Origin of the sequence: Leeuwenhoekiella blandensis MED217, from assembly GCF_000152985.1 — a bacterium.
Taxonomy (GTDB): domain Bacteria; phylum Bacteroidota; class Bacteroidia; order Flavobacteriales; family Flavobacteriaceae; genus Leeuwenhoekiella; species Leeuwenhoekiella blandensis.
The window spans coordinates 1,753,565-1,765,943 of sequence record NZ_CH672395.1 but is presented as its reverse complement, the minus strand read 5'-3'; the positions used below and the strand labels follow the sequence as shown (position 1 = coordinate 1,765,943).

General features: G+C 39.5%; 10 protein-coding genes. 7 read left to right on the top strand and 3 right to left on the bottom strand.

What is annotated here, in order from left to right:
- Positions 1–7: 7 nt before the first annotated feature.
- The 3 genes from MED217_RS07630 (at position 8) to MED217_RS07620 (ending at position 3,990) form a co-directional block, all read left to right on the top strand.
- Positions 8–1,636 (top strand): RagB/SusD family nutrient uptake outer membrane protein, encoded by a 1,629-nt coding sequence (locus MED217_RS07630; RefSeq protein WP_009779921.1) that lies wholly within the window; start codon positions 8–10, stop codon positions 1,634–1,636.
- A gap of 295 nt (positions 1,637–1,931) precedes the next feature.
- Complete coding sequence (locus MED217_RS07625; protein WP_009779920.1) at positions 1,932–3,038, top strand: mechanosensitive ion channel family protein; 1,107 nt, start codon at positions 1,932–1,934, stop codon at positions 3,036–3,038.
- 64 nt (positions 3,039–3,102) lie between these two features.
- Positions 3,103–3,990 carry a cation diffusion facilitator family transporter gene (locus tag MED217_RS07620; protein ID WP_009779919.1) on the top strand — a complete coding sequence of 296 codons (888 nt, stop codon included), beginning with the start codon at positions 3,103–3,105 and terminating at the stop codon, positions 3,988–3,990.
- 19 nt (positions 3,991–4,009) lie between these two features.
- Here the strand turns inward: MED217_RS07620 and pgl are convergent, their stop codons facing one another.
- Both pgl and zwf read right to left on the bottom strand, forming a co-directional pair.
- Positions 4,010–4,720 (bottom strand): 6-phosphogluconolactonase, encoded by a 711-nt coding sequence (pgl, locus tag MED217_RS07615; RefSeq protein WP_009779918.1) that lies wholly within the window; start codon positions 4,718–4,720, stop codon positions 4,010–4,012.
- Between the two features lie 30 nt (positions 4,721–4,750).
- Positions 4,751–6,289, bottom strand: a complete 1,539-nt coding sequence (zwf, locus tag MED217_RS07610; RefSeq protein WP_009779917.1) for a glucose-6-phosphate dehydrogenase — start codon at positions 6,287–6,289, stop codon at positions 4,751–4,753.
- Positions 6,290–6,493: 204 nt separating this feature from the next.
- Between zwf and gndA the strand changes: the two genes are divergently transcribed.
- The 4 genes from gndA to MED217_RS07590 all read left to right on the top strand — a co-directional run bounded on the left by gndA (position 6,494) and on the right by MED217_RS07590 (position 11,966).
- The gene (gene gndA / locus MED217_RS07605; protein ID WP_009779916.1) at positions 6,494–7,906 is read left to right on the top strand and encodes an NADP-dependent phosphogluconate dehydrogenase; all 1,413 of its coding nucleotides are present in this window, start codon (positions 6,494–6,496) and stop codon (positions 7,904–7,906) included.
- 103 nt (positions 7,907–8,009) lie between these two features.
- Positions 8,010–9,419 (top strand): amidohydrolase family protein, encoded by a 1,410-nt coding sequence (locus tag MED217_RS07600; RefSeq protein ID WP_009779915.1) that lies wholly within the window; start codon positions 8,010–8,012, stop codon positions 9,417–9,419.
- 132 nt (positions 9,420–9,551) lie between these two features.
- Positions 9,552–11,054: a S10 family peptidase gene (locus tag MED217_RS07595; protein WP_009779914.1), complete on the top strand. Its 1,503-nt coding sequence runs from the start codon at positions 9,552–9,554 to the stop codon at positions 11,052–11,054.
- Positions 11,055–11,144: 90 nt separating this feature from the next.
- Entirely contained in the window at positions 11,145–11,966 is an 822-nt protein-coding gene (locus MED217_RS07590; RefSeq protein WP_040532661.1) for a Cof-type HAD-IIB family hydrolase, read from the top strand.
- Here MED217_RS07590 and MED217_RS07585 read toward each other — a convergent pair.
- Entirely contained in the window at positions 11,952–12,374 is a 423-nt protein-coding gene (locus MED217_RS07585; RefSeq protein ID WP_009779912.1) for a secondary thiamine-phosphate synthase enzyme YjbQ, read from the bottom strand. The two genes, MED217_RS07590 and MED217_RS07585, sit on opposite strands and share 15 nt — an antisense overlap.
- Between the last annotated feature and the right edge of the window lie 5 nt (positions 12,375–12,379).

Genomic DNA, 12,379 nt, shown 5'->3' with positions numbered 1-12,379 from the left:
GAATTATATGAAAATTTTTAAATACGCATTAAGTATCCTCTTATTGTTACTGGTGTTTACCGCCTGTAACGATGAAGATTTTCTAGATATTGAGCCCAAAACATTTTATACCTCTAGTAATATTTTTACATCTCCTACTCAGGTAGATCAGGTATTGATCACGTTGTACTCAGATATGCGAGCCTTTCACAGAGATGCAAACTTTAGGCATCGTGGCACCGATATGTTTGACGTGCCTGCATTTAGATTGGGAGACACCTTTGGTGATTACAGCCTTTTGAACCCAAACGATTGGAGATATACTAACTTCTTCAATTTTCATTATCTGGTCATCAGAAATGCAAACACAGCTATTGATGCTGCAAACCAAGAGGGAGTTATATATGCAGATGAATCTGTAAAAGACTATCATCTTGCACAGGCACGTTTCTTTAGAGCCTATGCCCACGGTACTTTAGCCGAACTTTATGGCGGTGTACCAATTGTCACTGAACTTGCAGATGAACCGCGATATGATTTTGAGCGTGCTACGCGTGCCGAAACTTACCTTTTTGCAATCCAAGAACTCGAGGAGATCATCCCCAGTTTACCTGATGTTGCAAGTCAACCGGGACGAATTGTTAAAGGTGTGGCAAACCATTACCTGAGCGAATTTTATCTAGCCTTAGGTATTGAAACAGGGGAAACCTCCTATTACCAAGATGCTATTGATGCTGCGAGTGCTGTGATTGATGGCGGTACCTATTCATTAATGACAGAACGCTTCGGTAGTCGCGCAGATGAAGAAGGTAAAGATGTTTACTGGGATCTATTCCGAATAGATAATGTAAGCTATAATGACGGTAACAGAGAAAGCATTTGGTCTTTTGAAATTGATTTTGATGCTTTTGTTGCTGGGGATGGTGAATCTGTTTTAGATTATCCTAGACGTTATATGCCGGTACTTAGAGCAATTCCCGGTGTTGAAGGTACTGCAGAAGATGTTGGAGGTCGTGGTGTTGCTTTTGATGCACCTACACCTTATGCTAAGGATCTGATCTGGGAAAACGCCGGAGATGACATTAGAAACAGTACTGCAAATATTCAACGTACATTTTACTATAACGATCCTACACAACCAAACTTTGGCGAACCTGTTCCTCAAAGTGTGATCGATGAGAATAATGGAAACGGGTGGATCTTCCCAATTTTTTGGAAATTGAGTACTGATGAATTTGTAGGTCTTGACCAAGGTGAAAACCGAAGTAATATTTTTAGAGATGAGTACGCGGTGCGTCTCCCTGAAACTATTCTTTTAAGAGCTGAAGCTTATATGCGTTTAAATCAAAACGGTCTTGCCGCAGATGATATCAATCTTATCAGAAACCGAGCTAATGCAACTCCGGTAACTCCGGGTGAAGTTGATCTGGATTATATTCTCGATGAACGTGGTCGCGAACTTCTTCAGGAAGAGCGCAGATGGTGTACACTATTAAGAATGGGAGGTACTGTAGCCGTAGATCGAATCAGAGAATATGCATTAAACGATATTACTCGTGCAACTTTAAATTTTGATTTCAATTTGTGGCCTATCCCACAAACGGTAATCGATAGAAATAAGGATGTTATACTTGAGCAGAATCCTGGCTGGAGATAATTAAGTATCTTCATCCTATATGTAAAAGTCTCCTAGTGTAAAAACTAGGAGACTTTTTTTATTGGCACCGCCAAAGGGTCAAATACTACGAGGCTTGCCTCGAAATTGAACATTCATTTCCAAACAATGCCTCACGGACCTGCCTTTGTCGGCAGACAGGCTTGCCCCGAAATGGTTTACATCTAATATTTACCATCGTTGTAGTAGCTTGATATTAAAAGTTTTAAATATCCTTAACTTAATTTAGCACCACTTCCTCTTAACTTCATAATATATTCTCCAAAAAACAGGTCGTATGCTAGATTTTTTTGACTCTCAAACTTCAAAATTTTTACTCCTTACATTAATTGCCGGTGCTGTTGTTTTTGGATTGATTTTTTATTTTCTCAAAAAATTAGGTAAAAGTCCTAAGAATATTTTACCCGTAAATTTTGCCGGAAAAATGAGAATTCCGCTGGCACTTTTTATGTTGGCCTTAGTCTTAAAGATCATCAATACCAATGATCAAATCCTAGAATTTATCAATGAGAATGTTTTAGGTCATATCAGTACGCTGCTTTTCATTCTTAGTATCACTTGGATTGTAATCATTATACTGAAAGCTTTTAAACGAAATGTCTTGATGAAGTACGATATGAGTGCTTCAGATAATGTTCACGCCCGTAAAGTATACACACAGTTTACAGTACTTGAACGCGTCTTGATGTTCCTGATCATTCTGTTTGCCGTGAGTATTGCCCTAATGAGCTTCGACAGTATTCGCTCTATTGGTGTGAGTATGTTAACCTCCGCAGGAATTGCCGGTATCATCATTGGTTTTGCTGCACAAAAAGCTTTAGGAACCTTAATGGCAGGGATTCAAATCGCATTTACTCAACCCATACGCTTAGACGATGTAGTGATCGTAGAAGGAGAATGGGGTCGCATCGAAGAAATATATCTCACCTATGTGGTGGTGAAAATCTGGGATAAGCGCCGCCTGGTACTTCCCACAACCTATTTCATAGAACAACCCTTTCAAAACTGGACCCGTAATTCTTCAGACATTTTGGGAACAGTTTTTATCTATACCGACTATAATGTACCTTTTGATGCGCTGCGCGAAGAACTCACGCGCATTCTTGAAAATACCGATTTATGGGATGGCGAAGTAAACGTGCTTCAGGTTACTGATACCAATAACGAAATGATAGAAACCCGCGCATTAATGAGTGCCATCGACTCCCCTACTGCTTGGGACCTTCGGGTGCACGTTAGAGAAAAACTGGTAATTTTCATCCAAGAAAATTATCCACATAGTTTACCGCGTACCCGTGTAGAAATGCAATCGCGCAAGGATAGCGATAAGGTTGAAAAAGCAACTAAAGAACCAGACAAGTCCGATTTACTCCGTGATAAATAATTTAAAACTTAAGGGCAAAGGCGATTTAAATAGCTGAACTTTGCACTCCCCTAATGTTTAAATTATGAGTAAAACCGAATCTGCAGTAAGCGCAACATACTTCAGCATCATAGGCAATACGGTGCTGGCTATCGCTAAAGCTTTGGCAGGAATTTTTGGCAATTCCTACGCGCTTATTGCTGATGCTATAGAATCTACCGCAGATATTTTTGCATCGCTCCTGGTATTATTCGGTTTAAAATATGCTGAAAGACCTGCAGATGATAATCATCCTTACGGTCACGGAAAAATCGAACCCCTTATCACCTTTATGGTCGTTGCTTTCTTAGTGACTTCTGCAACCGTGATCGCTTATGAAAGTGTACAGAATATTCTTTTGATCACTCCGCAAAAAACTCCAAAACCGTGGACGCTTGCCGTGCTCGCTGCGATTATTATCTGGAAAGAAATCTCCTTTAGAATCGTATTAAAACGTAGTAAAGAAACCAATAGTTCGTCACTTAAAGCAGATGCCTGGCATCACCGCAGTGACGCGATAACATCGGTAATGGCTTTTATCGGAATTTCTATTGCACTTATTTTTGGAGCAGGTTTTGAGACTGCCGATGATTGGGCTGCACTTTTTGCCTCGGGAATTATTCTTTATAACGCTTATCTCATTTTTAGACCTGCTTTAGGCGAAATAATGGACGAAAACCGATACGATGATGTGATCGAATTGGTACGAGAAAAAGCCTTGGAAGTTCCCGGAGTTTTAGATACCGAAAAAGCATTCATTCGCAAAGCCGGAATGAGCTACCATCTCGATTTACATGCGATTGTAGATGGTTGTATATCGGTTACTGAAGGTCACGAGATCGCGCACCGATTACAAGACTATCTAAAAGAAGAAATTCCCAACCTCAACTTTATCTTAATACACGTTGAGCCTGGGAATCCCTCAGAAATTTAATTTTAATATTAGCAACACGTTACAAACCTGCTGCAGCGTCTTGGTCTAAAAACCAATGCAGCTCTCCTTGCTTTGGTACTACTAAACTTGCAGGAAATTGCTTATATCCTTCTTGTTCTTTTAGAATAGCGGTTACTTTTTCATTCTTTCCGGCTCCAGTAACTAAAAAAGCGATCGTTTTGGCATTATTTACGATCTTGCCGGTAAAGGTTACACGTTTTTGTCCGGAATCAGGATGCTTTGCTACACGGCAATTTTCGGGCATATCCCACAATTCTATGTTGTAAGGGAAAATAGATACGGTGTGCCCATCATCTCCCATCCCTAACATCACGATATCAAAATAAGGAATACCGTTAGCCTTTGGTAATTGCTCATCAAGTACTTTTGAATAGCGCTTGGCTTCTTTTTCAGGATCGTCTTCTCCTTTGATTCTAAAAATATTCGCTTCAGGAATATCAATTTTAGAAATCAAGTGTTCTACAGTCATTTTGTAGTTACTCTCATCATCAGAAGGCGGCACACAACGCTCGTCTCCCCAATACAAAAACACTTTGGTCCAATCGATATCAGAACCATATTCTTTGGCTAAATAATCAAAAACAATTTTTGGAGTGCTTCCACCGGAAAGTGCGATATGAACATCTTCTCCCGTGGTACACTTTTCTTTAAAAAATTCAGAAAATTCTTCAGCTACAAGCTGCTTCGTTTCTTTAATATGTAAGTCCATTTCTGGAATAATTTTAATTAAAATTTCAGTTTAGATAATACAGAATCCGGTCTCATCGGTAAGCAACTCTCCCGGATTTCTCCAGCCATTGCTGTCTTCGATCAAGTCATCAGAATTTTTTGGACCCCAAGTTCCTGCAGGATAACCGTAGGTAGGTACATCTTTGTCGTTTGCCCAATATTCTAAAATAGGATCAACAAATGCCCAAGCCGCTTCAACCTCATCGGCACGCGCATAAAGGGTTGTATCACCTTGCATCGCGTCAAGCAATAAACGCTCATACGCATCCATTATATTTTTATCAGAAAGACTACTGTAGTAGAAATCCATATTCGCACGTTCTACTTTGAAGCCTTGACCCGGTACCTTTACACCAAACTTGATCAGAATACCTTCATCTGGCTGAATACGAATTACCAGTTTATTGTCTTTGTTATTAATATCCTGCTCTTTAAATACTTGGTGATGCGGTGTTTTAAAGTGAATTACCACTTCTGTAACCTTTGTAGGCATACGCTTAGCGGTACGCACATAAAACGGAACATCCTTCCAACGCCAGTTATCTACAAAGAATTTGATCGCTGCATAGGTTTCCGTTTTTGATTCAGGATCTACGCCTTCTTCTTCGCGGTATCCTTTTACACGTTTTCCATCAATGCTTGAAGCTACATATTGACCCTTCATCGTGTGATTGAAAAGGGTCTCACTTTCAGTCATTCTGCGTATAGACTTTAGCGCTTTTACTTTTTCGTTATGGATCTCATCTGCATCAGCACTAATAGGTGGTTCCATTACGATCAAAGAAACAATCTGCAATAAGTGACTCTGAAACATATCGCGTAAAGCTCCAGACTTATCGTAATATCCACCACGTTTTTCTACACCTACAGTTTCAGCATTGGTGATTTCTACATGATGAATGTAATTACGATTCCAAAGTGGTTCAAAAATAGAATTGGAGAAACGGGTAACCATAAGGTTTTGTACGGTTTCCTTACCTAGATAATGGTCAATTCTATAAATCTGTTTTTCTTTAAAATATTTCTGCAAACCGGCATTAAGCTCTTTTGCAGTTTCCAGACTGTAACCAAAAGGCTTCTCAACGATGATACGTCTAAATCCTTTATCAGTTCCTGAACCTTTTGTTAATCCTTGGTCAGAAAGATTTTTTGAGATGGGTTCAAATAAACTAGGTGGTGTAGAAAGGTAAAAAGAGTAATTCCCCTCAAGGCCGTGTTCATCATTCAACGCAGTGATGCGTTTATTAAGTTTACTGTATTCAGAATCGTAGTCATCACCTAAGTCTGAGTAAAACATCATATCTGCAAACTTCTTGATAAACTCATCATCCTTTTTCTTAAGCTTGTCTTTTAAAAACGGGCTTTCGTAAACGACACGCTTTCTAAATTCCTCATCACTCAAATCACTCCTACTCGCTCCTAGAACTGCAAAATTTTCAGGGAAATGTCCTCCCTCATATAAATTGTACAAAGCAGGAATAAGTTTTCGGGCAGTTAAATCTCCAGAAGCTCCAAAAATGACCAGGAGCTGATTAGATGTTTTATTCATAAGAATAATTATTTTTCAATTTTTTGATCTGTTAGGTGGTTATTTGCAATTATAACATGAGTTTATAAGATAAACGGGGAAAAAGTCAATGTTATCATTTAATTTTGGCTATAACCAATACAAAAATAAGGCATCTTGACGGCACACAAGAGGCTTTATAAAAACATTATCGTGTCAAATTAAAAAGAACAATAATTCATTATTATGGAGCATAAAAATTATGATTTTGGACTGGTAGGTCTTGGCGTGATGGGACGTAATTTTATTTTAAACGTCGCAGACAACGATTTTAAGGCTTTCGGTTACGATTTAGATCAGGAAAAAGTAGACGCCTTAAAAGAAGAAGGTGGAGACTTGAACAAGGTTGATGCTTCTACAGAAATAGAAACTTTTGTAGATGCGCTTGCCGCTCCTCGCAAAATCATGTTGCTTGTACCTGCAGGTAAAATTGTAGATCAGGTTATAGAAACACTCTTACCGCACCTCGATCAAGGAGATATTATTATAGACGGAGGTAACTCCTTCTTTACAGATACAGACCGTCGTGAGGCTTATTTAAAAGAAAAAGGAATTAACTTTTTTGGAGCCGGCGTTAGCGGTGGTGCCGAAGGTGCACGTAAAGGGCCAAGCATTATGCCTGGTGGTAATGCAGAAGCTTACACGCATATTAAACCAATTTTTGAAGCGGTTTCGGCTAAATTTAACGGTGAGCCTTGTGTGGCACACTTAGGCCCTAAATCTGCCGGAAACTATGTGAAAATGGTTCACAACGGTATTGAATATGGGCTAATGCAGTTAACCTCAGAGATTTATGACTTACTAAAAAAATCGGTTGGTCTTGATAATGATGAATTGCATCAGGTTTATGACCTTTGGAATAAAGGACGTCTTCAATCTTTTTTAGTTGAAATTACTGCGGAAATCTTCAAACAAGAAGATGATCTTGGTGACGGAAGATTAGTAGATATGATACTCGACAAAGCCAAGCAAAAAGGTACCGGTAAATGGACCTCACAAAATGCGATGGACTTAGGAATTCCTGTTCCTACGATTGATGTTGCAGTGAGTATGCGTGAGATTTCAGCGTTAAAAGAAGAGCGTATCGTTGCAGATAAATTATACAGCCGTCCAGAGCCTAAAGCTATTGATAAAGACAAAATGATAGCAATGGCAGAAGAGTCTTTATATTTCTCTTTTATCATTGCTTATGCACAAGGTTTGCATCAGCTGGCAGACGCTTCTAAAGAATATGAGTATGATCTTGACATGTCAGTTATCGCTAAGATCTGGAGAGCAGGTTGTATCATTCGCGCGGGATTATTAGAGGACATTTCAGAAGCTTATACCGCAGATAAAGAATTGCCTAATCTACTATTAGCTCCTTCATTTGTAGAAAAAGTACAAGGTACTTTGGAGTCTGTTCGTGAGACGGTAGCTTATGCGGCGCAAAGCGGAATTCCGGTTCCCGGTTTATCTAGTGCTTTAAATTATTTTGAAGCCTATACTTCAAGCCGACTTCCATTAAATGTAATTCAGGCACAACGCGATAACTTTGGTTCACATACCTACGAGCGTATCGACCGTTCAGGTATTTTCCATACAGAATGGGGAAAGTAATCAAAGCCAAGTAAAACCATTAGCGACGCCAATAAATTTGAAAAGAGCCTTTAACGAGGCTCTTTTTTTATTCCTATTTTTAAAGCATCACAATTCTCTATTTATGAAAAGAGCTTTACTTCCTCTACTTATTTTAATCTTACTTCTTAATTCCTGCGGAAATCCTCCTCCACAATTTGATGTTGCCATTCATAACGTGAGCATTATCAACCTTGAAGATGGGAAAGTTACACAAGATCAATCGGTGTTTATAGTTGGCGATACGATTCACTCTATTGTGAACAGTAAGGACTTAATGACCAGCGCGGCCAAGCAACAAATTGACGGAAGCGGTAAATACCTTATGACCGGCCTTTGGGACAATCACGTGCACTTTAGAGGTGGTACAGATTTAATTGAAGAAAATAAAGACTTACTCAAACTATTCATCGCAAACGGGATCACTACCGTACGGGATGCCGGCGGTGATTTAACCACAGCGGTTCAAGGGTGGCAAAAGGATATTGCAGCCAATACGCTTGTGGGACCAACCATCTACACCAGCGGACCAAAAATTGACGGTCCCGGCGCTACTTGGGCAGGTTCGCTTGAAGTGGAAAATGATCAAGACATTCAACAGGCGCTAGATAGTCTGCAGGAATTGAACGTGGATTTTGTCAAAATTTATGACAGTAAGATTTCCGGAGAGAATTACCTAAAAGTAATTTCAGAAGCTGAAAAACGCAAGATGATCACAAGTGGTCATATGCCTTACTCGGTGACGGTTGATGAAACTACAAGTGCAGGAATCGATGCAATTGAACATTTGTATTACGTTTTAAAAGGTTGTTCTTCTGATGAACGTGCCATCACCGAAGCAGTAAAGAATAACGAAGCCGGCTTTTGGACCTCACTGGATCGTGTAATGCAAACCTATTCAGATTCTGTTGCGACACAAACTTTTAATAAACTGAAAGAACGCAATGTTTTTGTGGTTCCTACGCTTCATATTGGTCACACGCTGAGCTATCTAGACGAAGTAGATCATACGCAAGATGACTATTTAAAATACATAGGCAACGGAATTCAAAAAACCTATGCAGGTCGTATTAACAGTGCAAAAAATGCATCACCCGAGTTTGTGATCATGCGTAAGAACTTAGATTCAGCATTTGTAAAGCTAGCGGGTACTTTAGCTGATAACGGAGTGGGATTACTTGCCGGTTCAGACAGTGGCGCATTCAATTCCTACACCTATCCCGGGATTTCATTGCATAAAGAATTGCAAGCTTTGGTTAAGGCCGGATTATCTCCACTTGAAGCTTTGCAAACCTCATCTCAAAACGGAGCCGTTTTTCTCCAAAAAGAACTGCCTCAAATCATTGCAGGAGCACACGCAGATTTGCTTTTGCTTAATTCAAATCCGTTGAAAGACATTCAGAATACGCAGGATATTTTTATGGTGGTAAAGAATGGAAAAACTTTTGAAAGTAATCAACTAGCAGAACTGCTAAATTCTACGGTTAAAAATTAGTAATCCTTCAATTATTAGATCAAAAACTTCTAAGGACTCAATTTTAAATGCAGTAAAAGGATTTATGGTTGCATTTTATTAAAACAATCAACCTTATCCTTAAATTTAAGCATTACGAATAATCAATCCTCTATGAATATAAAAACTACCCTTAGCACACTTGCGCTTCTCGTGTGTTTCACTTCTACCACAATTGCACAACAAGTAAAAGCTCCTGTAGATACTACAATAACTTCTACACACAGTGTGACCATCAAAGGTCAAAATATTCCGTATAAAGCGGAGCTTGGTTTTCAACCGGTTTGGGATAATTCAGGTAATCCTGTAGCAACACTTAATTATACCTATTATACAAGAACCGATATTAAAGACAATCAAACCCGCCCGTTACTCATCAGTTTTAACGGTGGTCCCGGTTCTGCTTCGGTTTGGATGCATATCGCATATACCGGTCCGCGTATTTTAAAAATCACCGACGAAGGTTTCCCGGTTCAACCGTATGGAATTAAAGACAATCCAAATTCAGTTTTAGATGTGGCGGATATCGTTTATGTAAATCCGGTAAATACCGGATACAGCAGAATGGTTCCCAATGCGCAAGGCGAAATGCCCAAACGCGATCAATTTTTTGGCGTCAATGCAGATATCTCCTATCTCGCAGATTGGGTGAATACTTTTGTAACCCGTCACAACCGCTGGCGTTCTCCCAAATTTATCATTGGCGAAAGCTACGGCACTACTCGTGTTTCAGGCTTAGCAAAAGCTTTACAACAAGGTAACTGGATGTATTTAAACGGGGTGATTTTGGTATCCCCTACCGAAATTGGCTTTGACTTTGCCGGTCCTGTAGAGATCGCTAACCGTCTACCCTATTTTGCTGCCGCCGCTTGGTATCATGATGCTTTGCCTCCGGCGCTTCAAAATAAAGACTTAACAGAAATGCTTCCGGAAGTTGAAAAATATGCTGTGGAAGAATTACTTCCGGTTTTAGCCAAAGGAGGTTATGCTTCCGAAGCCGAAAAACAACAAGCCATTGAGAAAACTGCCTATTACTCGGGACTTTCAGAAAAAACCGTTAGCCAAAATAACTTGGCGGTTCCTTTTAATTATTTCTGGAAAGACCTGCTACGTGATAAAGAAGGATACACCATAGGTCGTCTCGATTCGCGTTACAAAGGTTTAGACATTGCAGATGCCGGAGATCGTCCTGATTACAACAGCGAGTTAACGTCTTGGTTGCACAGTTTTACACCGGCAATCAACTATTATATGTCTGAAGAGTTAGGCTTTAAAACAGACCTTACTTATGATATGTTTGGAAACGTGCATCCTTGGGATCGCTCTAATAATCACACTGGTGCAGACCTAAGAGATGCGATGGGAATGAACGCTAACTTGCACTTAATGGTACAATCTGGCTATTACGACGGAGCGTGTACCTATTTTAATGCGAAATATATTATGAGCCAGATCAACATCAACGGCAAATTTTCAGACCGAATGGACTTTAAAGGATACCGCAGCGGTCATATGATGTATCTGCGTGCTGAAGATTTAAAAACCGCCAATCAAGACCTTCGTGATTTCATTGAGAAAGCCAGTGAAGGTATTGATCAAGGAGCGATGTACAAGTAATTGCAGATCATATTTCGCTTAGCGATAATTTAAGAATCAATTAATAAGACCCATAAACACGGCTCGTGTTTATGGGTTATTTTTGTAAATATGGATTTAACACAAGTAAAACTCGTCGTTTCTGATATGGACGGCACCCTTCTTAATGACGAAGGAAAAGTAAGCCCCAAATTTTTTGATCTTTTTAAACAGCTGCAAAAACACGATGTGCAATTCATCGCGGCCAGCGGTCGTCAATATTATAGCATCATTCACAAGCTTGAGGCGATAAAAGATGAGATCATTGTAGTTGCTGAAAATGGCGGAATCACAATTAAGAAAACGGAAGTTTTAGATACCTGTACCGTAGATACCGAAACCGTGCATAATCTTATTAAGCAAATGCGTGAGATTGAAGATGCGCACATTGTATTATGCGGAAAAGAACAAGCCTATGTTGAATCTGATCACGAACCGTTTATTGAAATTTTTCAAGAATATTATACCAAATTCAAGCGCGTTCCCGACCTAACCGAAATTAGCGACGATCATTTCTTTAAAATTGCGGTATATAGTTTTGGAGGTTCTGAAGAAACCACTTATCCTATTGCCAAAGCTTTAGAAAATGAAGTGAAAGTAAAAGTAAGTGGTGAGTATTGGCTAGACATCAGTCACCTTGATACCGATAAAGGCCGCGCGCTTAAAATTCTTCAAGATCAATTAAATATCTCTAAAGACGAAACGATGGTCTTTGGAGACTACAATAACGACCTTGAAATGATTGAGCAGGCAGCCTACAGTTTTGCAATGCAAAATGCACATCCTAATGTTACCAAAGCTGCAAATTACACTACAAAAAGTAACAATGAAGGTGGCGTAGAGCACATTCTTGAGCAACTCATAGCCGCTAAAGAAGCACTACTCACCAAATAGCGTAAGTACAACTTTGCGGGCACCGCCGTGATTGCGGTGTTCGCATAGATAAATACCTTGCCAGGTTCCCAGATTCAACCTCCCATTAGTGACGGGAATAGTTACTGAAGCCCCCATTAGTGATGCTTTTATATGTGCAGGCATATCGTCTGGTCCTTCATAAGTATGAATATAATAAGGTGCATTTTCAGGAACCATTTTATTCATATGACTTTCAAAATCCTGACGTACCGTAGGGTCTGCATTTTCATTGATCGTTAAACTCGCCGAAGTATGTTTAATAAAAACTTGAAGTTGACCAACTTTTATGTTTGTCAGTGCTTCTAAATTCTGCTCTATCTCTTGCGTAATTAAATGAAAACCACGGCTCTTGGCCTGTAAACGTATTTCTTTCTGATAAAATCGCATCCCTA

Excerpts from the sequence above, each read along its gene's own strand:
- MED217_RS07600 (WP_009779915.1), top strand. The coding sequence starts at position 8,010 with ATGAAAAGAGCTTTACTTCCTCTACTTATTTTAATCTTACTTCTTAAT.
- MED217_RS07595 (WP_009779914.1), top strand. The coding sequence starts at position 9,552 with ATGAATATAAAAACTACCCTTAGCACACTTGCGCTTCTCGTGTGTTTC.
- MED217_RS07590 (WP_040532661.1), top strand. The coding sequence starts at position 11,145 with ATGGATTTAACACAAGTAAAACTCGTCGTTTCTGATATGGACGGCACC.
- zwf (WP_009779917.1), bottom strand. The coding sequence starts at position 6,289 with ATGAATAAAACATCTAATCAGCTCCTGGTCATTTTTGGAGCTTCTGGA.
- MED217_RS07620 (WP_009779919.1), top strand. The coding sequence starts at position 3,103 with ATGAGTAAAACCGAATCTGCAGTAAGCGCAACATACTTCAGCATCATA.
- MED217_RS07585 (WP_009779912.1), bottom strand. The coding sequence starts at position 12,374 with ATGCGATTTTATCAGAAAGAAATACGTTTACAGGCCAAGAGCCGTGGT.
- MED217_RS07625 (WP_009779920.1), top strand. The coding sequence starts at position 1,932 with ATGCTAGATTTTTTTGACTCTCAAACTTCAAAATTTTTACTCCTTACA.
- gndA (WP_009779916.1), top strand. The coding sequence starts at position 6,494 with ATGGAGCATAAAAATTATGATTTTGGACTGGTAGGTCTTGGCGTGATG.
- MED217_RS07630 (WP_009779921.1), top strand. The coding sequence starts at position 8 with ATGAAAATTTTTAAATACGCATTAAGTATCCTCTTATTGTTACTGGTG.
- pgl (WP_009779918.1), bottom strand. The coding sequence starts at position 4,720 with ATGGACTTACATATTAAAGAAACGAAGCAGCTTGTAGCTGAAGAATTT.